General features: G+C 49.7%; 21 protein-coding genes. 6 read left to right on the top strand and 15 right to left on the bottom strand.

Translation table 11 applies throughout. The features are described 5' to 3' along the window. Positions 1–76: 76 nt before the first annotated feature. On the bottom strand, positions 77–1,321 hold the full coding sequence (locus tag HP567_RS09795; RefSeq protein WP_017250746.1) for an NAD(P)-dependent malic enzyme: 1,245 nt from the start codon (positions 1,319–1,321) through the stop codon (positions 77–79). Positions 1,322–1,489: 168 nt separating this feature from the next. Beyond that, positions 1,490–4,918 (bottom strand): DNA polymerase III subunit alpha, encoded by a 3,429-nt coding sequence (locus tag HP567_RS09790; protein ID WP_173608877.1) that lies wholly within the window; start codon positions 4,916–4,918, stop codon positions 1,490–1,492. Between the two features lie 169 nt (positions 4,919–5,087). Between HP567_RS09790 and HP567_RS09785 the strand changes: the two genes are divergently transcribed. Beyond that, positions 5,088–5,399, top strand: coding sequence for a YtpI family protein (locus HP567_RS09785; RefSeq protein ID WP_173608878.1), 312 nt, complete (start codon positions 5,088–5,090; stop codon positions 5,397–5,399). A gap of 220 nt (positions 5,400–5,619) precedes the next feature. Here HP567_RS09785 and HP567_RS09780 read toward each other — a convergent pair whose 3' ends face one another. From HP567_RS09780 to HP567_RS09770, 3 genes are all read right to left on the bottom strand, one after another. Next, entirely contained in the window at positions 5,620–6,249 is a 630-nt protein-coding gene (locus HP567_RS09780; RefSeq protein ID WP_173608879.1) for a DUF2087 domain-containing protein, read from the bottom strand. A gap of 630 nt (positions 6,250–6,879) precedes the next feature. Continuing rightward, positions 6,880–8,190, bottom strand: coding sequence for a DRTGG domain-containing protein (locus tag HP567_RS09775; RefSeq protein ID WP_137030251.1), 1,311 nt, complete (start codon positions 8,188–8,190; stop codon positions 6,880–6,882). Positions 8,191–8,404: 214 nt separating this feature from the next. Then, positions 8,405–9,562: a DUF445 domain-containing protein gene (locus HP567_RS09770; RefSeq protein ID WP_173608880.1), complete on the bottom strand. Its 1,158-nt coding sequence runs from the start codon at positions 9,560–9,562 to the stop codon at positions 8,405–8,407. Positions 9,563–9,653: 91 nt separating this feature from the next. Here HP567_RS09770 and HP567_RS09765 point away from each other — a divergent pair, with 91 nt between their 5' ends. The 4 genes from HP567_RS09765 to HP567_RS09750 are packed head-to-tail and all read left to right on the top strand — an operon-like array spanning position 9,654 to position 14,922. Continuing rightward, a complete protein-coding gene (locus tag HP567_RS09765; protein WP_173608881.1) occupies positions 9,654–11,099 on the top strand; it encodes a YheC/YheD family endospore coat-associated protein in 1,446 nt (481 codons plus the stop codon). Positions 11,100–11,104: 5 nt separating this feature from the next. After that, positions 11,105–12,193, top strand: coding sequence for a YheC/YheD family endospore coat-associated protein (locus HP567_RS09760; protein WP_173608882.1), 1,089 nt, complete (start codon positions 11,105–11,107; stop codon positions 12,191–12,193). A gap of 3 nt (positions 12,194–12,196) precedes the next feature. After that, positions 12,197–13,573 (top strand): YheC/YheD family endospore coat-associated protein, encoded by a 1,377-nt coding sequence (locus HP567_RS09755; protein WP_173608883.1) that lies wholly within the window; start codon positions 12,197–12,199, stop codon positions 13,571–13,573. Positions 13,574–13,614: 41 nt separating this feature from the next. After that, complete coding sequence (locus HP567_RS09750) at positions 13,615–14,922, top strand: YheC/YheD family endospore coat-associated protein (RefSeq protein WP_173608884.1); 1,308 nt, start codon at positions 13,615–13,617, stop codon at positions 14,920–14,922. Between the two features lie 22 nt (positions 14,923–14,944). Here HP567_RS09750 and HP567_RS09745 read toward each other — a convergent pair whose 3' ends face one another. Next, positions 14,945–15,133, bottom strand: coding sequence for a hypothetical protein (locus HP567_RS09745; RefSeq protein WP_229087978.1), 189 nt, complete (start codon positions 15,131–15,133; stop codon positions 14,945–14,947). Between the two features lie 124 nt (positions 15,134–15,257). Between HP567_RS09745 and HP567_RS09740 the strand changes: the two genes are divergently transcribed. Continuing rightward, the gene (locus HP567_RS09740) at positions 15,258–16,031 is read left to right on the top strand and encodes a hypothetical protein (RefSeq protein ID WP_173608886.1); all 774 of its coding nucleotides are present in this window, start codon (positions 15,258–15,260) and stop codon (positions 16,029–16,031) included. A gap of 54 nt (positions 16,032–16,085) precedes the next feature. Here HP567_RS09740 and HP567_RS09735 read toward each other — a convergent pair whose 3' ends face one another. From HP567_RS09735 to HP567_RS09695, 9 genes are all read right to left on the bottom strand, one after another. Then, entirely contained in the window at positions 16,086–16,592 is a 507-nt protein-coding gene (locus tag HP567_RS09735; RefSeq protein WP_173608887.1) for a hypothetical protein, read from the bottom strand. 64 nt (positions 16,593–16,656) lie between these two features. Further along, entirely contained in the window at positions 16,657–18,336 is a 1,680-nt protein-coding gene (locus HP567_RS09730; protein WP_173608888.1) for a hypothetical protein, read from the bottom strand. 3 nt (positions 18,337–18,339) lie between these two features. Continuing rightward, positions 18,340–19,206, bottom strand: coding sequence for a hypothetical protein (locus HP567_RS09725; protein ID WP_229087977.1), 867 nt, complete (start codon positions 19,204–19,206; stop codon positions 18,340–18,342). A gap of 47 nt (positions 19,207–19,253) precedes the next feature. Further along, positions 19,254–20,276, bottom strand: coding sequence for a bifunctional UDP-N-acetylglucosamine diphosphorylase/glucosamine-1-phosphate N-acetyltransferase GlmU (gene glmU / locus HP567_RS09720; RefSeq protein ID WP_173608890.1), 1,023 nt, complete (start codon positions 20,274–20,276; stop codon positions 19,254–19,256). Next, positions 20,273–20,479, bottom strand: coding sequence for a hypothetical protein (locus HP567_RS09715; RefSeq protein ID WP_173608891.1), 207 nt, complete (start codon positions 20,477–20,479; stop codon positions 20,273–20,275). The genes glmU and HP567_RS09715 overlap by 4 nt, the downstream gene beginning before the upstream one ends. Positions 20,480–20,536: 57 nt before the next feature. After that, on the bottom strand, positions 20,537–22,369 hold the full coding sequence (gene glmS / locus HP567_RS09710; RefSeq protein ID WP_173608892.1) for a glutamine--fructose-6-phosphate transaminase (isomerizing): 1,833 nt from the start codon (positions 22,367–22,369) through the stop codon (positions 20,537–20,539). Between the two features lie 44 nt (positions 22,370–22,413). After that, entirely contained in the window at positions 22,414–23,775 is a 1,362-nt protein-coding gene (locus HP567_RS09705) for a nucleotide sugar dehydrogenase (protein WP_173608893.1), read from the bottom strand. A 30-nt stretch (positions 23,776–23,805) separates the two neighbouring features. Further along, positions 23,806–24,597: a response regulator transcription factor gene (locus HP567_RS09700; RefSeq protein ID WP_173608894.1), complete on the bottom strand. Its 792-nt coding sequence runs from the start codon at positions 24,595–24,597 to the stop codon at positions 23,806–23,808. Then, entirely contained in the window at positions 24,594–26,036 is a 1,443-nt protein-coding gene (locus HP567_RS09695) for a glycosyltransferase family 2 protein (protein ID WP_173608895.1), read from the bottom strand. Before HP567_RS09695 ends, HP567_RS09700 begins: the two co-directional genes overlap by 4 nt. Position 26,037: the final 1 nt, after the last annotated feature.

Raw genomic sequence — 26,037 nt, 5'->3', positions numbered from 1 at the left:
AGGAGCACCCTCCACGTTTGTAAGAAGCCTACGTTTTTTCGCGGAGGGTGTCGTCGGTGCCTCGATAAAGAGTATTTTACGCTTCTTGGTAAGAGATAGCTGTCAATTTCGTTGTCTTTTGTTTTACTTCTTCCGGATCAACTGTGATGCGAGCAACACCTGTTTCCATCGCTGCTTTTGCTACTGCCGCAGCTACGTTTGGCGCAACACGTGGATCGAATGCGGAAGGGATTACTTTATCCGCAGTAAGCTCTTCTGGCGTGATCAGGTCTGCGATTGCATATACAGCAGCCAGCTTCATTTCTTCGTTGATCTCCGTTGCACGTACATCCAACGCGCCACGGAAGATTCCCGGGAATGCCAGTACGTTGTTTACTTGGTTCGGGAAGTCGGAACGGCCTGTACCGATTACTGCCGCACCTGCTTCTTTTGCTTCTTGCGGCATGATTTCTGGTACTGGGTTTGCCATAGCGAAAATGATCGGATCGCGGTTCATCGAACGAACCATGTCTTGTGTAACAGCGCCAGCTACGGATACACCGACGAATACGTCAGCGCCCTTCATTGCATCAGCCAGGTCACCTTGCAGCATGCTGCGGTTCGTAATTTTCGCCATTTGTTCCTTCACCGGGTTCATACCGAATGGACGGCCTTCGTACACGATTCCTTTTGTATCAACCATGATGACTTCTTTCACGCCCATGGAAATCAAAAGCTTCATGATTGCGATACCAGCTGCACCTGCACCGTTCGCTACTACGCGGATATCTTCCAGCTTTTTGTCCACCACGCGCAGCGCATTGATCAGACCTGCCGCTGTAACGATTGCTGTACCGTGTTGGTCATCGTGGAAAATCGGGATGTTTGTTTCGCGCTTCAGACGCTCTTCGATTTCGAAGCATGCAGGAGCTGCGATATCTTCCAAGTTCACGCCACCAAAAGTAGGCTCGAGCAGTTTTACTGTCTCTACAATTTTATCTACATCTGTCGTATTCAAGCAGATCGGGAATGCATCTACGCCTGCGAAGGATTTGAACAAAACCGCTTTCCCTTCCATAACCGGCATTGCTGCTTCTGGTCCGATGTTTCCGAGACCCAGTACGGCAGTACCGTCGCTGACTACTGCAACCAGATTGCCTTTCATCGTGTAATCGTACACTTTGGACTTGTCATCGAAAATATCTTTGCAAGGTTCAGCAACCCCAGGAGAATAGGCTAGACTCAGATCGTAAGCATTGCGAACGGGTACCTTGGTCACTGCCTCCAATTTTCCTTGATGTTTTCTGTGAAGCTCCAGTGCTTCCTCTCTCAGGTTGGACATGAGATCCCACTCCATTTCACGATAATAGTTTCTATGATTGCTTGTAGGCAGTAAAAACGCCTGGGGTATTCCAAGTGGTCTGACCACTCATTGAGTTATGCTCTCAATATAATAAAAAACTGTTCTCCTGTAAACCTGCCGAAAACGGCGAAAAAGGGAGGACATTCCTCATCCTCCCCAATTTATAGGCATTTCTTTCCGAATTACGCTGTCAGGCCCCACAATTTCTCGCGCTTGCTCCAAAAATGACTCATCTACGTCTACCCAATTTGCTTCTGGCAGGCGAATTGTCTGTCTTTTTCCCTCGTAGAAGAGGATAACAGGAATCGTTCCTTTTTTTTCGACAAACAAGCGTGAAAGTTTTTGCAGCGTCGAATCGTGCTCTTGCTCTGCAGATATTTTGACAAATAATACAGTCTCAGACTTCGGCTGCGGCAGCGTTTGTGCATCCCAGAAGCGGGAAGCCAAGAGCTTGACCATGTCTTCCTGGTGATCGACTCGGGCTTCTGCCACGACGATTTGTTCGCGCTCGAGCAGTGGCCCGTACTTCGCATACACCTGCGGGAAAACGACCAGCTCTACTGGTGCGGTTTTGTCCTCTAGCGTAATAAATGCCATCGGGTCCCCTTTTTTCGTTTGGATGCGTCTGGCTTCCGTAATCATTCCAAAGACTTTTACCGTCTTGTCGCGTGGCACATCCCCCAACGAAGAGATAACCGATACTTCCGGGCGGTTCGCGACATGAGCAAACTGATCAAGTGGATGACCGGAGATGTATACCCCGATCAAATCCCGCTCCTCTTTTAATTGCTGTGTATGTGAGAGCGGCGGTACCTCGGGATATTCTGCTGGCTCGCGCAAAGGTGTCGTATCTTCTTCTCCCGCAAATAGATTGAGTTGGTTGGCGTCTCGCTCAATTCTCTTGCTGTTTGCCTTCCCTACCGCTTCATCCAGCAATAGCAAAAGCTGACTGCGATGGCCTGGCAACGAGTCCAACGCGCCGCATAAAGTGAGCGACTCTACTACTCTGCGATTGACTAACCGCGCATCCACGCGCGCACAAAAATCAAAAACATCGCGATACGGTCTGCCTTTGCGCTCTTTCACGATCGATTCAATGGCACCGTAGCCGACGTTTTTCACTGCGGCCAAACCAAAGCGAATCGCATCCTGCTCCACTGTAAAGTAGGCCAAGCTCTTATTTACGTCAGGCCCGAGTACGGTAAGCTGCAGTCGCCGCGCTTCCTCCGTGTATTCGGCAATCCTCGTTTGACTTCCAATGGACAAGGATAATAGCGCTGCCATGAACGCAAGGGGATACGTTGCTTTCAAATAAGCCATCTGGTAGGCGATAACCGCATAAGCAACCGAGTGGGCTTTGTTGAAGCCATAATCGGCAAAGCGCACAATCAAATCGTAGACTTGATTGCCCAGCTCTTCTCCGTACCCTTGCCGGACACAACCGGCCACGAACTTCTCCCGCTGCTCCGCCAATAGCTCCCGTTTCTTTTTCCCGACCGCTCGGCGCAAAATATCTGCCTCACCAAGGCTGAAGCCTGCCAGTGTTGAGGAAATCTGCATGATTTGCTCCTGATAAATCATAAAACCGTGCGTCTCCCGCAAAATCGGCTCGAGCACCGGATGTGCGTACTGCACTTTGCTCTGCCCGTGTTTGGCGGCGATATACTGCGGGATAATCTCCATCGGCCCCGGGCGATACAATGCCAGAACCGCAATGATGTCATCAAGGCTGCTCGGCTTCAAATCTCGCAGCACATTGCGCATCCCCGAAGATTCCAATTGGAAAATGCCGGTTGTCTCCCCACGGGAGAGCATGCGAAATGTTTTCTCGTCGTCTGTCGGCAGCTTATCCAGATCAAGCGATATTCCCTGCTCCTGCAAATGACGCAACGTCTCCTGAATGATTGTCAAATTGCGCAAGCCGAGGAAGTCCATCTTCAACAAACCGACTTCTTCGAGAATCTCCATCGGATACTGAGTAAGGGCCAAGCCTTCGTTGCCCGTCTGTAATGGAACGTAATTCGTCAGCGGTTCACGCGAAATGACGACACCCGCCGCATGCGTAGAGGCGTGACGCGGTAAACCTTCTACGCCCCTTGCCGTTTCGATCAGTTGTGCTGCCTGTTTGTTTTCTGCGCACAGCTTGCCGATATCCGGGTTGATCTGCATCGCCCGTTCAATCGTCATGCCTGGCGATTGCGGAATCATTTTGGCAACACGATCCACGATGCCCAAAGACAAGCCTAGCGCCCGTCCAACATCGCGCACAGCTGCACGAGCCGCCATCGTACCAAAGGTAATGATCTGGGCGACGCGATCATGACCGTATTTGCTCGCTACATAGTGAATGACTTCGTCACGACGCTCTACGGAAAAATCGATATCAATATCGGGCATCGTCACCCGCTCTGGGTTGAGGAAGCGTTCAAAGAGCAAGTGAAAGCGAAGTGGATCGACATTCGTGATTTTCAATACGTACGCGACCAGGCTACCTGCCGCAGACCCGCGTCCAGGTCCCGTCGGTATCCCGTTCTCGTGAGCGTACCGCATGAAATCCCATACGATCAGGAAGTAATCGGTGAAGCCCGTCCCTGTAATAATCGCCAGCTCGTGATCCAGACGCGCTTGTGCCTCTGGCGTAATCTCGCCGTATCGCTCCCGGCAGCCCTTTTCACACAGTTCACGCAAATACTGCGTCGAATCTTGTCCCTCTGCCAAAGGAAATTCCGGCAAAATATGCACGCCAAAGGTAAGGTTCAGCTTGCACCTGTCAGCAACTGCTATCGTATTCGCTAACGCCTGGGGAGCAAAGGCAAAGAGCGCCGCCATTTCCTCGGCACTTTTCAGATAGTATTGATCCGTCTCATAGCGAAAACGGTTTTCTTCGCCAACCGTCTTGCCTTCCTTGATCGCCAACAAGATATCATGCTGCTGGTGATCCTCCCTGTGGATGTAGTGAACGTTGTTCGTCGCAATCAGCGGAATCCCCGTCTCCTGGCTCAGTTTCACGAGACGAGCATTCAGCCTGCGCTCCACTTCCAGTCCGTGATCAGCCAGCTCCAAGTAAAAATGGTGCTCTCCAAACATTCGCTGATACTTGCGGGCTGCTTCCTTCGCAGCGTCCGCTTCTCCAGCCAGTAACAGCTTGGGTACTTCCCCTTGCTGACAGCCGCTTAGTGCTATGAGGCCGTCTGTATGCTTTGCCAACACTTCTTTGTTGAGACGCGGAAGGATGTAGTTGCCGTCTGTGTTCGCGATTGTCGCCAGCCTCAGGAGATTCCGGTAGCCCGTTTCGTTTTCAGCGAGAACGATCAGATGACTAGGCGGCGGTGCATTTCGCACGCGATCTTGAAGATTTCCCTCTATTACGTATATTTCCATCCCGATAATCGGTTGGATGCCTGCCTCCAGACAAGCTTTATAAAACGGGATCGCCCCGTACAGATTGGCATGGTCTGTCATCGCCAGTGCATGCATGCCCAATTCGCTGGCTCGCTTCACTAGCGCATCGATACGTGCTGCTCCATCCAGCAGACTGTACTCCGTATGAACATGCAAATGGACAAAGGAGGTCATGATATTACCCCTCTCACTTTTCACGATTGAAACTTTCTCTCTTACATTATACCGGAAGTATAGCCCATACGGACGATAAGAACAAACGTTCTTACTTGTGTTTGACCGTTATCCCCTGATTTTGGTAGGATGGGTAATACCAGAATGGCTAGAAAGGATGAATCCATCTATGTGGTCTGCCTTTTACATGACCGGTATTCTCGCTTCCCTAGTAGCCAGCGTCTACTATAGTATCCATGCTCGCAGACGAGGCATCCATCCTCTTGAATCGCGTATGCTGCTGGGGAAGATGAATGTGTCATTGGGGATACTCGTTTCTTTGTTCGGCATCAATCAGTTTACTTTTGATTCGCTCGATACGATCCGCATTGTCGTTGCATTGATCATGCTGATTGTAGGGGCTATGAATTTATTTTTGGGAACGCGCAATTATTTCCGTTATCGTACAGCTTGGCAAGCAGAATTGAAAAAAGGGGTATAAAAAAAGGGCATGAGAACAAATTTACGTTCACATGCCTTTTTCATTTGGGGAGAAGCAACGCTGGAAATACTTTTCCTCTATTCCCAGCTGTTTATCATACAAACCCGATAGAGCTTTCGCTATAATGGATTTGTGTGACATTCTATTGCTTCGACAACCTGAGCGGCAGTGCCGAAGGTTGTCCTTTTTTCTGTTCAGTTCAGGAGGGAACGATTCCCAGCTATTGCAGGTCTTCGGCTTTTGCCCACATTTCCTCCGGGTTCAGCTCGTAGATGCCTTCTTCCCGATACATATAATGATTCATGATGAATTCCCTGCGAATCGTAGCATAATCTTCGTGGAATTGGCGAATGTATTCGTTGATCTCTGGTTCCTTGTATTTGCGGTCTTTTTCTAACCCTCGAACCATGTATTCAAAGACGATCAGCTTTTTCTTACGCTGGGACGGGATTTGTTTCAGCTTGCCATCTGGCGTAATGAAGCTGCGAATGACCTGCATTTTTTCCGCTGCCATCTGATGCCTCCTTTGAACATGAGAATTGTCTTGTGCAAAAATGTCCTCTGCTGTCGAATCCTTTGCTTTTTCCATGACGTTCACGATTGCCTGCGACTGGCGTTTTACATTGGCTTCGTGCAGGTAAAAGTAAATGGTGTTTTTATCACGCCGTTCGTAAACGACACCTGCTTCCCGAAGCTTTGCCATATGGTGAGTAATAGTGGGAGGTGTCACACCGAGCTTGCCTGCCAACGCCTGTCCATGCAGGGGGCCATTTGCCAAAATCGCGAGAATGCGTACGCGCGTCGGGTCTCCGAGTGCTTTGTAAAAGGTGACGAGTTGGTCTAATTGCAAAATGGGGTACTCCTTTCTTTGATTGATCGTTTCAATTAGATGATGTTCTAATTAGATGATAAGTTGCATTGCTTTTCCTGTCAATTCTAGGACGTTTAAAATACCCTTAACCGTTGCTGTTAGTGGCAGTGGAAAAAGGGAAACCGCGTCCAAAGTAGTCCTCCCCATGGAGCATGTTCAGAGGTGGACGCTTAAAGGCGTGTTTCCCTTTTTCCACTGCGCCTCGGCTGGTGTCCCAAAGAGCCTCGCTTATTTCTCCTTTTTCCTTGAATCGGCTGTCTGTTTAGTTGCGGCTTGATTTGTTCGTTTATCAGGATGATTTTCGCCTCATGAATTAACTTTCAGGATGCCTTTACCAAAGCTGCGTAGAAGAAGCGCATTTCCAGTCCAAGCGCCTCTGGAGCCCATCTCAGCGTAGGAATAAATGGCGGGGAATTTAAGCTTCACTTATGGAATACTTCCTCGAAACTTCAACGTTTGAAGCGCTCCCGCCATTTATTCCGAAGCGGACAGTTCACACCCCTTGCGGGGCGGAGGCCGAAGCGTAGACTGGAAATGCGCTTCTTCTCCCCCACTACAGCCACTTTTCAACACAAAAAAGAACAGTCCATAAGAGACTGTTCCTTTCTTCTAACGCTCAATTATTTGCGCCGTAATCATAGCCTGCCCCACGAGCTGTTCGCCATGGAATACCGATACTTCGACTTTTCCGAAGCGGCGGCTGATGTCCAATAGGCGCGGCTTCACTTCGATATGGCTTTCCATCTGGACTGGCTTCAGGAAATAGACGGTGATATTTTCCGGTACCATGTCTCCTCGACGATGGTGGCGCAACAGGTTACAAGCAGCCTCGACCATGACCGTCGTCATGATTCCGCTGGCAATCGTACCGAGGTGGTTGGTCATTTGTGGGCTCACATCCCCCAGATAGACCATCTCATCTGCCTGTCGCTCCTCACGGAAATGAGACATGATCAGATTCGGGAACGTTTCACTCATCTGTGGTTGCTTAGCTGTAAATTGCAGTGCTTTTAACACGTCGTTGCGGCTCAAGACCCCTACGAGCTTGCGATGATTGTCTACGACAGGCAATAGCTCGATTCCTTCCCACACCATGGTGTGCGCAGATGACGCTACGGATACCCGCGGCGAGGTCGTGATCGGGTTCTTCGTCATGACCTTGTCGATCATTGCAGTCTCCTCATGACCGATGATGTCTTTGGAGGTAACAATCCCGATCAGCCGCATCTGCTCGTCAACAACGGGGAATCTCGTGTCCTGATACAGCTCCGTATACTGGTGCCACTTGGCAACAGAATCTGAAGTCAATAAGACAGGCGTTTCTGCTAGCGGCTTCAAAATATCCTCAACCATTACGATTTCTTTTTTGATCAGGCGATCGTAAATGGCCCGGTTAATCATCGAAGCTACCGTAAAGGAGTCGTAGCTGGAGGAGATGATTGGCAGCGCTAAGCGGTCAGCCAGCTGCTTGATTTCCTCGCTTGTATCGAATCCCCCGGTAATTAAAACAGCAGCCCCTTGCTGCAAAGCGATTTTGTGCGCCTGGTAGCGGTTACCGACAATCAAGAGACTCCCGGCATCGATATAGCGCATCATGGCTTCGAGCTGCATGGCCCCTATTACAAATTTATTCAAGGTCTTGTGTAAGCCTTCGCGTCCGGCTTGCACATGACCATCGACGATGTTCACAACCTCCGCAAAGGTCAAACGTTCAATATTTTCCTTTTGCTTCTTCTCGATTCTCACCGTACCGACACGCTCAATCGTGCTGACGTATCCTTGTGTTTCCGCTTCCTTGATCGCGCGGTATGCAGTCCCTTCACTCACATCCAGGTCTTTCGCGATCTGCCGCACGGAAATCTTCGAACCGATCGGAAGGCGATCAATATGTTGCAAGATTTGTTCATGCTTCGTTGCCATATTGCTATTCCCCCTTCCTTTTCTCCCACCCGTTCCATGTACGTGCGCTCCTTCGACCAATATACCCGAAGGCGGGGCAAAAAAAAAGGGTAGCTTTTTCGAAAGCTACCGACCAGAAAGTATATCATTAAGGGGGTTTTCATCGTGCTTTTATCATACCCAAGGAATATTACAGGATTATTACAACACAGTTACAGTTTCTTTTCAGTTTTGTTTAACTGACCAAATTTGCCAATATACCTTGGACAAGCCCAATAATCCCGCCGAGGATAAATCCAAGCACGGTAATCATACGGAATTCCTTGCCTGAGATTCCGACTACCATCTCTTCAATTCTTTCAATGGGGAAACCCTCTACTTGCCGGGTAACAATATCCCGGATGGCCAGGCGCGAAAATATTCTCTCTATGTTTTGCTGCAGCGTGTCCACCATCCACTTGGCCAAACGAGGAACGAGTTCCGTTGTCACCGTTTCAGAAATAGGCGCCGTCAAACGAGACAGAGGCTCGTCCACGATGCGCAGGCTTTGCTCCTCCAGCTTGGCAAAAAGCTTCCGCGCCCAATCGTCCACCTGATCTCGCCCAATCCAGGCAACCACTTCACCCACATTTTTGTCCAAGAGCTTGTCCGCTTCCTTATGTAAAAAGTGGTGCACGCGTTCTGAAAGCTCTCTGCTTTGCAAAAGCTCATCGAGATACGGGAGAATCTTGCCCAAAATCTTGTCATCCCCAAGAAACATCCCGACCAAGCCACCAAACATGCCTCCGCCTCCACCGAGTAATCCGCGAACCATGTTTTGCAAGGTTTGCTGGCCTTCCGGGGAATGCAAATATTCACGGAAACGTTTCAAGAGTAGTTCGCTCGCACTGCCAAGTGCAGCATCCAAACGCTCGCGTCCATTGTCCGTTACCAACTCTCGCAGTTTTTTCTCTTCATATTGTGCCAGAACCTGATCGACAAAGGCACCCCATTTCGACTCGATAGGCGCGCGGACACCCTCACTCCACGTTCCGTCATCCTTAAATAACTGTGGCATTACCGTGAGCAATGCTTGACGCAGACTACGCTCATCTGCCATCCAATCCCGAGCGATGGTGTTCATCCATCCTGTCAGTGTGCTCTCCAAACCACTTTGGTTCAGCGCACGCTTGACCCCCTCTGTCGTCAGCAAATGTTCTTCGACGAGTCTGCCCATTTGTATCGCGATATCGTCCCGTCTTCTCGGGATCAAACCCGGGGTAAAAGGCACTTTCCATCTGCCTATATACCACGGTTTTACTGGTTTAAACAGCATTCGGATGGCTAACTCATTCGTCACTCCACCGATGACAGAGCCTACTGCAATGTTCACTAATAGTATCCAAGCGTTCATAAATCCTAACAACCTCTCTTCTCTACATGGCACCAAACGTTTTGGATGCTCATACCATAGACTAACTTTGCCTGATGGGAAGGGGATACTCATGTCCTACGTTCCAACAATCGTTGTCGAAAACGAGATAATATCGGAAGTAGACCTTTACCTGCCCCAGGCGCACTTGCGCAAATGGAATCTTTCAACACCATCCACCATTGCGGTCAAATTTGGGAGCAAAACCGTTTCCGCACGCGTAGGCGGTTGGGAACGGGGAGGCAAAGCCTCGGGTAAAACCTTCATTCGACCCTCTTTAGCTCAATCACTTTATCTACCCAGGGGCGTTCCTCTCTTAGTCCGTTATGATGCGAGTCAGAAAATAATCGTTTTCGGACCGTATGTAGGTGTTCTTGTTTCAGGCTACAATGCAGCGTCCTCGCAAGGACCGTTTGGACACCTAAACTCTTTCTTCCATGAGATGTCCGATATCACCCGCAAACGCGGAGGGATCCTTTGCGCATTTCGGCTTCAGGATGTCAACTGGGATGCAGGAATCGTGCGTGGCCTCGTCAGAAAGGGAGGCGTCTGGAGACAGACCTTACTTCCGCTTCCGCAATGCATTTACAACCGGCTCATATCCCGCCAACGCGAACGAAGCGAACAGATGGCCAACTGGGTTCAACGCTGCAAGGACGCTTCCATTCCCTTTTTTAACGAGCGTTTTTTGAATAAGTGGCATGTACACGCCGCACTCGAGAATCAACCGACAGCCTCCGAACATCTTCCCAGTATGGTTCGTTATTTGAAACAGGAAGACCTGCGGCAAATGCTATCTACCTATCGCACCGTTTATGCAAAACCAGCTAACGGAAGCATGGGGCGCGGGATCATTCGAGTTCGCAGTTCGCCCGAGGGATACCAGCTCGCGTTCCCAGGAGGATTGCGCAAATCATTTGCTAGCATTCAGGGCTTACATCAGTATTTGCAAAAAAGGACAAAAGGCACATCCTATTTGCTGCAGCAAGGGTTACCGTTAATCGGCATCCAAGGACGACCGACAGATTTTCGTGTATTGGTGCAAAAAGACCGAAAAGGCGAATGGTCCGTCACTTCCATGGTAGCTCGCCTGGGAGTAAACCGCATTGTTTCCAATATATCCAGAGGCGGACAGATGATGACTCCCCTTCAGGCGCTGCGAGTATGTGGACCTCGGGCGAGTGCGATTCGACCTTCTCCCCAAACGTTACACGCCGTAGCACTGAAGCTCGCAATCCTTTTGGAAGAATCACTGCCTGGGCATTACGCAGAATTCGGAATTGACCTGGGAGTCGACGTCCATGGACGGGTGTGGCTATTGGAGGTCAACAGCAAGCCATCCAAGTCAGCCAAAACTGTTCCGCTGCCTGAGGGTGCCGAAGAGCTGCCTCGGCGTGCTCGCCCTTCTGTCGTTCGCATGCTGGATTATTCCGCCTTTCTAAGTGGTTTTCCCCGGACCATTCAACCACAAAAGACGATAAAAAGAAAACCGAAACGCAACAATAACAGGCGAAGGTGACCTACATGACAGCATCCGAGAGAAGTCTTGGCATCATGGCCCGGTGCCAAGGCTCCCACTTTGTAGACAAAGGGTACTACAAAAAGCTTACGCTCTATGGACGCAAGCACGGTATTCGCGTCTTCGTTTTTTCACCACGTCAGGTTAACTTTTCCACGCGTATGGTAAAAGGCTTCGAATATCGCAATGGGTCCTGGCACGCGAAAGACTTCCCAATCCCCGCCTTTATCTATGATCGTTGCTTTGTGGGCCCATCTTATCGCCACTATAAACCATTTGTGGAAAAGTTGCAAAACGATCGCAACATTACGTTTTTGGGGCATGGTCTGTCTGGAAAATGGCAGGTGCACCAGATGCTCGTTAAGTCCCCTCTCCTCGCCCCGCTGCTACCACCTACTGAAATATTCTCATATCCTGTGCTTCATGCAACCTTGGAAAAATACGGGGCAGCCATCATTAAACCGATGGCGGGAACTCACGGTATTGGCGTCGTGAGAATCAAAGAAATGCGCAGTGGCTATGAAGCTTCCGGACGAAACCGGGACAATAAACCTTTCACCAGGCGAATTCATGACACTGCCGGATTAAAAAATTTTGTGTCAGTCTTTACTGCCGGCCGCAAGTTCCTGGTACAGCCCTATTTGGAGTTGCATACCCCGGATGGTACCCCATTCGATGTCCGTGTTCTCGTTCAAAAAAACGGACTGGGTAAATGGGGAACAACGGGCAAAGCTGTGCGCCTGGGAGACAAACGCAGTATCACCTCCAATTTGCACGGAGGAGGGAAAGCAACACCTCTGGCCTCTTTCCTGCCCCTTCACTTCACATCCGCAAAAGCGGCACGCATCGAGCAAACAATCAACCGAGTGGCGGAAGAACTTCCCCGTTTTTTGGAAGAGTCACACGGCAGACTCGTTGAGCTGGGAATCGATATTGGCATCGACACCGCAGGTAATGTTTGGATCATCGAGGTAAACAGCAGACCAGGGCGAACTGTTTTTCGCATGATTGACGACCCGACTGCGCAACTGCATTCGATTACTCAGCCTGTTCGCTACGCCCACTATCTCATGAAAGAGCGTGTAGGAGGTTAAAGCATGGAAACGTTCAGAATGCGGCTTCGCTTCCTTTCCAACCCACGTATCAGTGGGATTATCCTGCCAGCTACTCTCTTCCAACAGCTACAGCTACGGCAACGCCAAAAAATTAAAGTCTTACTGGGTAAAAAGGAAGTAGTCGCAACTGTCTTACAAGATAAACGCAATCCGGATACGAACGTCATGAAAGTGACAACGCTCTTGCAAACGGAGCTGGGCATTCCTCATCCTGGCTTGATCCAGCTCAAACTAGAGGGCTCCGCACTCCGGATCGGTCCTTCCATCGGGATCGTTACGACTGGCATCAGACGAGATCCCAAGCAACCAATTGGCTCTCGCACCTCGTTTTTTTACAATTTGTTACAGGCACAAGAAGGGAAAGGCGTTTTCTACTATATATTTTCCCCAAACGATGTGGACTGGGAATCCAATACGGTCAAAGCGTGGTTTTTGCGTAGAAACAAGTCAGGTGGATACTTTTGGAAAAAGCATGTTACCGCTATGCCCGACGTCGTCTATGATCGCATTCCCTCTCGTTCGGCAGAAAAACATGAAGCCGTTCAGGAATTCAAGTATCGACTCGCCAGCTACCCCAATTTACCGATGTTCAATCAGGGCTTTTTTAACAAATGGGGCGTGCACCAACTGCTGTACCCGAATCCAGAAGTGAATGAGCATATCCCGGAGACTTACACCTCTCCGTCCCTTACAACAGTTCGAAACTTGCTTCGTAAATACCCTATCGTTTATTTGAAGCCCAAAAATGGAAGTCTCGGGTACGGAATTGTCAAAGTTGTTCGCCAGGCCGGCGGTGGCTTTACTGCCTCTTATCATACAGGCAGCGGCAATGTCAAAAGACAATTTTCCAAGCTGTCCAGCCTTTATCAGCATGTCTTCCGTAGTCGCCGGGTCAGTGCGTATCTGGCACAACAGGGCATTTCGCTCATGACCTTCCATGGACGACCGTTTGATTTCCGTGTTCACTTGCATAAAAATCAGCAAAATGAGTGGGTCGTCTCCTGCACGGCAGCCAAGGTTGCTGGTTCTGGCAGCGTAACTACCCACGTACGCACTGGTGGAACTGTCATCCCCGGCGATGACCTGTTACAACACCTGTTTGGCAAACAAAAAGCCCTCATGACCCAGCGAATTTCCGATGCCTCGATCCGACTCGCTACCGCGATTGAACTGGCAAAAGGAATCGATTTAGGCGAATTGGGGCTGGACATGGGGATTGATACGCAAGGTCATGTCTGGATGTTCGAAGCGAATTCCAAGCCTGGCCGTTCTATTTTCAAGCACGCCCGTCTCAGGCAGGCTGATCAAGAATCACGCAAGCTGCTCGTCGATTATAGCTGTTACTTGGCCAATTTCTAGTCACACGCGATCTGTACCGTTTTTCAGGAAGGAGGAACACCATGCTTCAGCAGCGCTCCGGGTGGCTGACGATCCTCCCTAGCGGTAGATGGTTCGTACAGTTACCTCGGCTAGTCCTTAAACGCTCGCCAAAGCCACTGGTCGCCAGTCTTGGTCCCTTTTCTCATACGAAACGGATATACGCTGGTTTACCCCGCGTGCAAGCAAGCCGCATTCGTACACGCATTAACTGGAAAATGGCGGACGACTCCCTGAAGCTTGGCCCATTATTTGGCATATTGACTGTTGGTGAAGGGGCAGCATTTTTAGGAAACCGAGAGAACTTCAAGGATATTTCTCAATCGGGAAAGCAATGGGGTGCACTCGTCTATGTGTTCACTCCACAAGGAATCAATTGGGAGAAGAAAAAGGTGCGCGGCTATTTGTACAACAATCGTCTAAACTCGTGGCAAGAGGTGATTCTGCCTTTCCCCCATGTGGTTTACAATCGAATTCCGACGAGAAAAGCAGAACGGCGACCTGAAGTCCGAAGAGCATTGAACCGCATACATGAGATGCCAAATGTCACATTGTTTAATCGCGGCTTTTTTGACAAGCAGCAGCTGTTTACGATGCTTGAGTCCCACCTGGAAGTGCAAGCCTTTCTACCGGAGACGAAACAGCTGGACACCTTGGCTCGCTTTCGAAGCTTTTGCACAGAACATCGCTTTGTCTACTTGAAACCTGTGCGCGGTAGAGCTGGTCAGGGAATTATGCGCATTGATTTCAAAAACGATAAGTGGTTCCTGCAACGGTTAAAGGAGCATAAGGCCATTACTCGACGCTTTTCCAACTTGAATGAAGTATGGAAGCATATTAGACTTCATGTCAAACAGCAAAAGTACATCATGCAGCAAGGTATCCGTCGTGCCCGTTACAACGGCAAACCTTTTGATGTGCGCGTCCTCGTACAGAAAGATGGCGAGGGCGAGTGGAGTGTAACCGGGGTTGGCATCAGAAGGTCCGGCTCGCAAAGCATCACCACTCATGTGCCACGCGGCGGCTCAATCCACTCGTTATCAACCGTTATGCAAGCCTTGTTTCATAATCATCACGAGCAAATGGAAAGACACATTCACGATACAGCGCTCGCTATCGCACGATCATTAAATGAAGAATGGACGGATTTGGCTGAGATGTCGATGGACCTTGGCTTGACAGAAGAAGGAAAGCTATGGCTCTTTGAAGCAAATGCAAAGCCGGAGAAATTCGATGAACCATCGATTCGACGATTATCGCTATCAAATTTGATCCACTACGCACAACATGTCTCCCACTTGCCAGGCAAGCGAGGGAGTGCCGCAGGATAAAGGAGTCGAGCAGCACTTTGATTCACAGACGACCTTCGTGCGATTTGCCCGTCAGGAAGGGGAACGGCGCATCACCCAACGAACGACTGGCTGACGCGATTGACCCCCAAGCTGTTGACTTATAATGGGTCAATCCTTCCTGGTTGTAGATAAACGCTACCGCAAAAGGTGAATCGGCATGCTGGCTGTACGTGCGGGTAGCACTGAACAATGAGGCAAGTCTCACGTTTTGCTTTAAAGGAACATGCCGTTTTGACTCCGGCATGTTTTTTTCGTTATCGGATGCATGACAAAATCGAGCTTGGAAAAAATAATCCATGGAGGTGGTCTTAACCATGACCTACACAAATAACAATATGATGCAATCCCAGCAACAACCGCAATTTTTTGGAGCAGTAGGCCCTGCAGGTTCGATGTTCCAACCAGGCTTCGCCGGAACCAACGTACAAGAAGTACAATATTGGAACCAAGGCGGCCATGCACAATCGCTCGGAACGCCTTCATCTGCTGCATCCTTCAGTGGCGGAGTCGGTGGTGCCCAATCCATCTTTTCCCCAGGCTTTGCGAATACCAATGTACAAGAAGTAAGACAACAAAATGCTAGCTATCCAGTACAACAGCAACAATTTGGTTTTGGTCAAAATCAGGCATCCCAGTACATCCCAGCGCAGCCATCGTATCAACCAGCTTTTGGTGGAGCGAACGCGGTCTTTTCTCCTGGCTTTGCTGGAACTAATGTTCAAGAGGTTCAGGCGCGAAATCAAGCTGGCTATAACAGCTTCGCGGGTCAAACTGGCTTCGCAGGTCAAACTGGCTTCGCTGGACAACCTGGATTTGTGAACCAAGCCGGAAACGCTGGCAGCATCTTTTCCCCGGGCTTTGCCGGAACCAATGTTCAAGAAGTACGCCAATTGAACAACACCGGATTCGGTCTGCAAGCACAGCAGCCTCAACCGCAACAGCAGGCTTTTGCTAATACAATCGGCATGGGCGCACAATCTGTCTTCACTCCAGGTTTTGCTGGCACGAATGTACAAGAGGTGCGCCAATTGAACGCTCCAGGTCAGGTTGCTCCACATACAGGATCAATCTTCCCTGGCACTTTCTAAATGAGAAAAGCGTGACCATCCATCGCGACGGTCACGCTTTTTATTATCGGTGGTTCAGCAATCTACATTTTCCCAAATCGCCTGATACACGGCGTGCAAATCTCGCAGACTCTCTTCATCCACTGTAAAAATGATACTGCCAAACACGTAAGCATCCTTCTGCACGCAGGACCATCCATCTCCGATTGGTTGAAACTGCGCCTCCACACAAGCCTCCGTTTGATCCAGCAGTTGCCGTACCGCTACATGCTTTTCCAACGATGGTCGGTATCTTTCCATCACTTGCGCAAGGCGTTCATCCTGACGCGCCAGCCGATACAGGGCAAGCTCAATCTGGAGCCAGCAGGTCACATAAAAATGGAACTCCAAAAATAACGTGTGTACGGCTGCACGGATTTTGTCGTGGTCACCAGTTTCCAAGGCCGCCCGTGCTTCCTGCTTTTTCTCCTGAATCAAGTCAAAATGACTGACAGCTCCGCGGTAAAATTTGCGCACCACGTTGTACAACATCTCTGGTGTACGCTGCGGGAGATTGCGATGTCGTTTTTGCACATCTCGCATGACTTGTTCTCCTCTTTCCGACACTCGTTTTCTTCTATTGTACAACAATGGTGCACGATGCAGGCTACTCTTTCCCGTTTTTCCAGTAGTCATAGGCATGAATCGCGAGCCCCCAATAAGAGGAGTATCGATCCAGCGCTTTTGTCACCAGATCCAGCTGCCGATCCATTTCGCCCATGCCTTCATCGTGAAAGGTGATTCCTTTCCCTTCGTGGCTCTCTTTTGTCTCCACGGCGACGACCAGCTTTTTCTGGAGACTCTCTGCGTACTTCATCTGATTTTCAACCAAGCCAATGATCCCAGGAGCGCGATCGCGAAAGGCCATCAAGGTCGTATGATCAAGCTGCTCGATCATCCAATGCGAAAAGGGCAATTCAGGCTGACCCGGAGTAGGTGTCTTGTCCAGCCACGCGGCGAGATCGACGCTTGCTTCCAGGGAAGTTTCTTTCTTGGTCTCCTCGACAAAAGCTTCGATGTTGCCCATCCATTGACGTAAAACTTCCTCTTTATCCTCGCGCCAGACAGGAAGGACATACGGCTCAATGTCTAAGTGAATGCCGTGAAACTGCTCGTCTGTCGAGACAGCCTCATTGTAGGCTTTCACCCAATTCACGAGCTTCATGATCTTGCTCCGACTTTCAGACAGAGCCCAAATCGGATGGCCGCCCATCGCATGAACCTCGATCCCCGCTTCACGAGCCTCTCTGACGAAATCGCGATAATAGGAAGTCGGTTGCTCTAAATCCAGACGAACATAGAGGAGATTCACCCCGTTTTGTTCCGCAAAGGAGAGAATTTCCTCCTTTTCCGTGCCTATCAATTCTGCACGCCATATGTAGGTGCCTTTATAACGCTGCTTCGTTATCGGGGGCAGTGGAGCCGCCTCCTTCCAATAGCGATAATCGTGGATCGCGACTCCAGAGAAGGACGGATGGTGTGCCAAATGTGCAGGCAATTGCTCTAATTGCTGTTTCATAAGAGCCGGGCCTTCCTCTGCAAAAGAAGCGTGGTCTTCATCCAGTGGCTTAATATTCACAGCAACCAAGACACGCTTCTCTAATTCATCCGCTTCCTTCATTTCCTGATCAATTAAATTCAGGATGCCGTTTTGACCGGAAAGGGTGTCCCGATACGCCATGATACATACCGTATCAAACTGGCTGATCATCCATTTGGACAGAGACATCTCTTTTTGTCCCGGAACAGGAATATCGTCCAGCCAAAATGGAATGGCTGCGCTGGCAACCAAATCCTCATCTTTTGACACCTCGGCTGTGAACGCCTGTACATTGGCTTGCCATTCACCGATAATCCGCTTCTGATCGGTATCCCAAAACGGCAGGAGATACGGCTCGATGTCTAACTGAATCCCGCGAATACGCTCATCCTTCTGTGCTTCACGGTTGTAGCTTTTTACCCAGTGGACGATGTTCATCATCCGCTTTTCATTGCTTTTGAGCGCCCACGCCGGATGACCGGCTACCGCATGAACCTCGATCCCCATCTCTGTTGCTTCGCGGATAAAATCGCGGTAGTATTCATAGGGCTTGTTCATCTCGATTCGCAAGTAGACGAGATGAATATCGTTACTTTTGCAGAAATCGAGAATCTCTTGTTTCTCTCTCCCGATCATTTCGGATTGCCAGATCCATGTTGCTTTACTCTTCTTCTCCGCGGGGGAAAAGCCGAACAGAAAGCCGACTGTCAGGCAGAGTACACTCAAATAGATGCGCGCAGCTTTCATTCGTCAAAGTTGCTCCTCTCGTTGACTTGCGTGCTTCCAGCTCTCGTAATCATGGATCGCACTTCCTGCAAACGCCGGATTGTTTGACAGCTCCTCCTGTAAAATGGCCAACTGATTGTTCATCTCTTTTGTGCCTTCTTCAAAAAAGCTCACATGCGCGCCTTCCATCGTTTCCATGATGTTGACGCCTACGATGACCGACCCTTTTTTGCGTTCATTGGCATCATCGACGATTTTTTCTACGATTTCGACGATCCCATTTTGCCCAAGAGCCTGATTGCGGTAGGCCATTAACGTAATACTGTCGAGACGCTGCACCATCCAGTTGCTCACTTTCTCATCACTGTCAGGAACGTTTACGGAGTCGATCCAAAAAGGCAAGTCGGCACCGACAGCGAGATCAGTATCCTTCTTTGTCTCCGCTACCAGATAGCTGACATTTTTCAGCCATTGCTGGACGATTTCCGCCTGGTCTTCCTTCCATGCAGGCAACAAATACGGCTCGATATCGACGTGAATCCCCGCGAATCGTTCATCTGGCTTGGCACTGCGATTGAACGCCTTCACCCAGGAGATGAGATCGTTGATGCTCTGTCGATTCGCTGTTAACGCCCAATTTGGGTCACCGCCAAGCGCCTCTACCTTGATGCCTGCCTGATTGGCTTTTTCAATGAAGGTACGGTACGTCTTAGGCGCAACTGCTGCTGGTTCGACGTGAAGATAGATCAGGTTGATGTCGTTTTTCTCGGCAAACTCGATCATTTCATCGGTTTGGGTCTCCATTTGCTTGGCATCCCATATCCAGGTTGCTTTTGTCAGCGGAGAGCGGGTGTTTGCCAACGACAGCATGATGATCGAAGCCACTGTCACAAGGAGCAGTGCTATCCAAAGCCAGCTATATCGACGAAGTACCTGCATCAGCGCTGGTCGATACCGTACTGTTGTGTCGTCGCTCCCACTCCAGCAAAAGCCCGCTCACCAAACGTACTGCCATCAACCGCTGAAAAGGGCTGAATTCTCGTGTAATCCTCGATGCTCTTGTTTTTGACCAGCGCGTACGGCCCTATTTGGCAGCCTTCACCAATCTGTGTGTCGCCAAGTAGGCAGGTTCCCGGATAGAGCACCGTATCGCGGCCGATCATTACGTCCGAATCGATGTATGTCGAGCTCGGGTCTATCATCGTAACTCCGTTTCGCATATGGAAATCGTTGATTCGCTTGCGCATCAGTTGTTCCAAATCTGCGAGCTGCACACGATCATTGACGCCATTGCCTTCTTCTGGATCATCCGTTGCAAACGCCGCTACCAAATGACCTTGCTCTTGCAAAAGCCCCAGAACGTCTGGCAAGTAAAACTCCCCTTGCGCGTTTTCATTTGAGACCATCGGCAGCATCGAAAACAGCTTTTGATTGTCAAAGCAAAAGATTCCGGTGCTAATCTCGTTCACCTTTTTTTGGCCCAAGGTCGCGTCTTTTTCCTCGATAATTTTACGGACATCGCCGTTCTCGTCGCGAATGATCCTGCCATAGCCTGTAGGCTCGTCCACAATGGAGGTCAAAACCGTGGCTGCCGCTTGTTTGAGCTGGTGATACTCGAGCAAACTTCGCAGCGTCTGTTCTTGTACGAGAGGTGTATCGCCATTCATTACAATCGTAACACCATCCTGCGCCCCGAGAATTTCGTGGCTCATCCAAACAGCATGAGCTGTTCCCAGTTGTTCCGATTGATACGCATACTGAACGCGGTTTTTCAGCTGCTCTTTGACTACTTCGGCTCCGTGACCGACAACGACGACCAAGTGGCGAAGCGACAAGGCCTCCAATGTCTCTACGACATGCTCAATCATCGGCTTCCCGCAGATTGGATGCATGACCTTGTAGAGCGAAGACTTCATTCTGGTTCCTTTTCCTGCTGCGAGTACTACTGCATGTATGTTCATCCTATCGCCTCCGTCTTGGTCAGCTCCCCATTTGCAAGCTGACCCTGTTGGATTTGCTGATCGAAGTATGGTTTCAATTCATAGGTCAGTGTGTCAATCATCATGCTCAAATTAATGTCTTTCCTCTGCACGCCCAGCTGATAGGCCTGAAGCATAATCTCCAGTAATTTCTCCTGATTCAACGTCCGCTTCGAGGTGTTCATTCATCTTTCCCCCTTTTTCCTATTACTCTCTAGCCTTAATACGACTGACGTTCGTGTTTACTCAACTGTTACACTTTTGGCCAAATTCCGTGGACGATCTACGTCATTGCCGAGCGCAACCGAAGTGTAATAGGAAATGAGCTGGAGGGGGATAACGCCTAACACCGGTGTAAACAAGGCATCTGTCTGCGGAATCAGGCATACATCATCAACCGAGCGATGCAGCTCTACATGTCCATCTAAAGTAATACCGAGAACCTTTGCTCCACGGGCTTTCACTTCTGTAATATTGCTGATCATTTTCTCATGCAGCTCATCCTGTGTAGCCAAGGCAATGACTCTCGTTCCCTCTTCAATCAGCGCCAGCGTGCCGTGCTTCAGCTCCCCTGCCGCATACGCCTCCGAGTGAATATACGAGATTTCCTTCAGTTTGAGTGAGCCTTCCATCGATACTGCATGATCGAGTCCTCGTCCGATGAAAAACAGATGCTGCTCGTCCTTGATCGACTCAGCGAAATGACGAATCTCATCTGCATGCGCGAGAATATGCTCGACTTGATCAGGGAGCGCAGTCAGTTGGTCAAGCAGTGAGGCACGGGTGCCAATATCCAGTGTTCCCTTCGCTTGCGCCAAATAGATCCCGAGCAAGTAAAACGCAACCAGCTGCGAGGTATATGCCTTCGTCGAAGCAACCGCGATTTCCGGACCAGCATTTGTCGTAATTACGTCATCAGCATCACGGGCAATCGAGCTTCCGACTACATTCGTAATAGCGAGCACTGCCGAGCCGTTTCGTTTGGCTTCACGCATGGCTGCCAGTGTATCTGCTGTCTCCCCTGATTGGCTGACGGCAATCGTAAGCGTATTGGACTGAAAAAGTGGGCGACGGTAACGAAACTCCGACGCTACGTCTACTTCTACCGGAATCTGTGCCAGTCGCTCGATCACATGCTTGCCGATCAAGCCCGCATGATAAGCGGTACCGCATGCGACAATGTAGATTTTCTCCACACGCTTGGCATCCGCTTCCGATAATTGAAGAGTAGGAAAAATAACCTTTTGCTGGGCAGCATCGATTCGACCCGTCATTGTGTTGCGCAGGGCACGCGGCTGCTCGTAAATTTCCTTTTGCATATAGTGAGCAAAGCCGTCTTTTTCCGCTTGTTCCTTGTCCCACTCAATCCGCACCAGCTCACGCTCGATTGGCTCCGTCGTATCCAGACGCATGACGTGAACAGAATCTTTGGTCAAAATCGCCAGGTCTCCGTCTTCCAGAACGTACACATCACGCGTGTGCTCCAGGATCGCCGGGATATCAGAACCGATGAAATTCTCATTCTCTCCTACCCCGATAATCAACGGGCTCGCCATGCGTACTGCAATCAGCTTGTCAGGTTCATGCTCCGTCATCACGCCGAGGGCAAATGCTCCGCGAATTTTGCCAGCGACCTTCTGCACTGCCGCAACCAGGCTATTGTCGTATTCCTGCGCCAAAAGGTGCACGATGACCTCTGTATCTGTCTCCGAGGTAAACGTCACGCCTTTTTCGATCAACTCCTGCTTGAGATCCAGATAGTTTTCGATAATGCCGTTATGCACGATCGAGAACTTGCCGGATTGATCAAAATGAGGATGAGAGTTTTCATCAGAAGGTCGCCCGTGTGTCGCCCAGCGCGTATGACCAATGCCGATGGAGCCTTGCAAGCCGGACTTTTGGGTTTGGCTCTCCAGTACATCAATTCTGCCTTTTGCCTTGCGAATGCCGATGGTTGCTCCATCACAAATCGCAATGCCTGCTGAATCGTAGCCTCTGTATTCCAGCTTTCGCAGCCCATTGATTAGGATCGGCTGCGCTTCCCTGTTCCCGATATATCCCATAATTCCGCACATATCTTCGGTTCCTCCCTTGTTGCGTATACTGTTCGGACTTTGTATTATGCGAGCAAGCTGACGACTTCTTTCTCCTGCCTGATTGCGACGGAGGTTCCGATGCGATACACATTCGGATTCGTGATGCCCTCAAATGCATTTCGTGTGTCGATAATGGCCACTCCCAAATCCGCCAGCTCCTGATAGGCAAAGCATTGGTGATTCGTAATGAGCACCATGCAATCGTATGTCTTGAACGCCTCGTAGTCATTGGCGATGGAATGGACGATCTCGCCTTTTTTATTCACAAAACTCTGCGCATACGGGTCGTAATAGTCAACCGTTGCTCCACTATTAGTGAACAGCTCGTAAATCTCCAGACCCGGTGATTCACGTAGATCATCTACTTCCGGCTTGTAGGCCATGCCGAGAATCAAGATGCGCGAGCTGTTGATCGCTTTGGCGTAAATATTGAGCACCTGTGCTGTCTTGTTTCGGACATAGTCCGGCATGTTGTCGTTAATCGATTGGGCGATCTCAATAAATTGGCTGTGAAAACGAAAGCCCTTGGCCTTCCACGACAAATACATCGGATCGAGCGGTATGCAATGCCCACCGATTCCGGGTCCCGGGTAAAACGGCATGAACCCGAAAGGCTTGGTCGATGCGGCCTTGATTACTTCCCAAACATTGATGCCCATTCTGTCGCACATCATTGCCATCTCATTCATGAAAGCAATATTGACGCTGCGGAAGGTGTTTTCCAAAAGCTTGGACATCTCCGCCACTTTTGGCGAGGAGACCGGTACGACGGTTTTGACCAGACTGCCATACAAGAGTGTGCCTAGCTCCATGCAGCGTTCTGTCGTCCCGCCGATCACCTTTGGCGTATTGTACGTACTGTATTTGCGATTGCCCGGATCGACCCTCTCCGGCGAGTAGCAGAGGAAAAAGTCGACGCCAGCCCGATAGCCCAGCTTTTCAAATTCGCGCTGGATCAGCTCCTCCGTTGTTCCCGGATAGGTTGTGCTCTCCAGCGTAATGAGCATTCCTCTTTTCATGAATCGCTTGATTTGCTCAACAACGTTTGTAATGTAAGAGGTGTCCGGGTCCTGATTGGGACTGAGTGGAGTCGGAACGCAAATGCTGATCGCATCCAGCTCCTCGATTACGCTATAATCAGTCGTCGGAAAAAAGCGATTGGTCGCGAGGCATTCCTGCAAGGTCTCATTAGAAACATCCTGGACGTAAGATTCTCCTCTTTTCAGGCTCTCAATTTTTCCGCCATGCAGATCGATTCCGATTACGGTATAACCACTCTTGATCGTCTCTACCGCCAGCGGCAGCCCTACATACCCAAGCCCAATGACACCCACTCTCGCTGTCTTTCGTTGAATCTTCTGTTGCAGTTCCTCGTATCTCGCCATCCTCGTCTCTCTCCCTTTCTCTTTCTAAAATTATGAAATTAGCCTTTTCACCCTGGCTTCCAGTTCTACCGGGGAGAATGGTTTGGTAATGTAGTCAGATGCTCCCATCGCAAATGATTTTTGCACATCTTCTTCCAGACGTTTGTCTGTGAGCACCATAATCTTGCTGATAGAAGCGCTGATATCCTTGATTTTTTCCATGAGCTGGTATCCATTGAGGATAGGGAGATTCAGGTCGGTAATCACGAGATCAGGGGCGACCTCCTGATATTTTTCCATGCCATCCATCCCGTCATTGGCTACCGTAACGAGATACCCTTTGCGCTGAAAGTAGATGCTCAAAAACTCGTTGACAGTCTCATCATGGTTAACCAGCAAAATACTTGCCGGCCCCTCTTTTTGAGCGGGATTCTGCTCGTAAATCTTGATTTCCCCATGAGCGCCTGGCTCTCTCATCTCTTGGATCATCCGCATCAGCATTTGACCGGACGAGCGAGAGCTTTCGGGAAAACTTGCAATCAAAAGGCTGCCTGCTAGCAGTTTGTGCTCTTGCAAATAGTCTTTGACACGCAAAGCATAGAAATGGGTGTTCGAAAGCTTCTGTCCTTCCAGCAGTATTCCGAAGATCTGCTTGTTTTTGTCATACGCGTAGTGCAAAGCAATCTCGGAGCCGTCTCCTGAACTGGTGCCCAGTTCTTGCTTGATCAGCTCCATTGACTCTTTCGTGAGGGTTTTGCAAGCCGCCAGAATAACCCCACACGCCAAATGTTTCTCTTCCATCTTGTTCAGATGCTCGTAAAAAACAGGTACGAGATTACTCATGATCTAGCCTCCAAACTTGAAATGTTTTCGCTGCTCTTCGTCTGCCAGCTCGTCCGCGTCATCGTTCCCCAGGAGTTGTTGTTGCGCAAATATTCAATATGACCGAGGAATCTCCAGATGACGCCGATTTGCCGATAGCCGAAGAACATCAGAATCGTATAGAAAAGCATTTTGACGATGTCCCGAAAACGCGGATACCGTCGAAACGCGATTTCCTCCAGCAATAAGGAGCCAATGCCAAGCAGCATGCCATACAGCACATTGAGCAAGCCGTAGAGTAAGAGGACGTAGCCGTTGGTCATATCCAACAAGGTATAACCGATGAGGGCCAATAGACCCGTGATACGGAAGTACGGATTCAGGGTTTCAAACAAGATATTGAACGGTAGCGTGAGCATCCCGAACAGCTTGTACTTGGGGCGAAACGCCATGTATCTGCCGTACTCAATCATGTTTTTCAGATTGCCTCGACCCCATCTGCGGCGTTGACTGCCCAAGATTTTGAGCGTATCCGGCGCTTGCGTCCAGCAGACCGCATCGGGACAAAATGCCACTCGGTACGGCAGCTTGTTTTCAAGCATGTACTTGTGCAGCTTGATGATGATGTTCATGTCTTCACCCGGATACCCCTCGCGATAGCCGCCTACCTTGATGATGTAATCCTTGCGAAAAACACCGAACGCACCTGAGACGATAATCAATCCGTTGATTGCGCTCCAGCCGATTCGTCCCCCGAGAAACGCCTTGAGGTATTCGACGGATTGCATCATCGGCAAAAACTTGTCTGGCAAACGAATGTCTTTCACGACACCGTCTTCGATCTTGCAGCCGTTGGCAATACGAATATCTCCGCCGATAGCTACGGTTTCATCCGGGTTTTCCATATACACCTTCGCAATGCGAATCAGCGCGTCTTTTTCCAGCAAGGAATCTGCATCGATAGAAGCGATCAACGGATAGTGGGAGAGATTGATCCCCGCATTGAGCGAGTCAGCTTTTCCTCCGTTCTCTTTGTCAATCAAGTACAGATTCGGAAAAGCCGGATTGTGGTAGACTCCCCTGATCTTCGACGTATGCAGAAGCGGCTGCACCGGCATGTGCTCGGAATAAACCAGTGAAAACTCGTCAATCAAGACCTGCAAGGTAGCATCCTTCGATCCATCGTTGACCACAAGCACCTCGTAGCGCGGATAGTTCAAGGACAAGAGCGACCTTACGTTTTCAATAATCGTCAGCTCTTCGTTGTATGCAGGCACGAGAATCGAAATCGGCGGAACGTGCTCAGAGCCTGAAAGTGTCTGGAATCTCGAATAGATGGAGCTTTTTAAGATTCCCATGATGCTCTTGAACGAGAACAGCATGATGATGAAGTACAAAGAGTTGATCGCGATCACGTAATAGACCGCAAATACTCCGTAGTAAAGTAGAAATTCTCTCATG

Origin of the sequence: Brevibacillus sp. M2.1A, from assembly GCF_013284355.2 — a bacterium.
GTDB lineage: Bacteria > Bacillota > Bacilli > Brevibacillales > Brevibacillaceae > Brevibacillus.
This window is presented reverse-complemented; position numbering and strand designations above follow the sequence as displayed.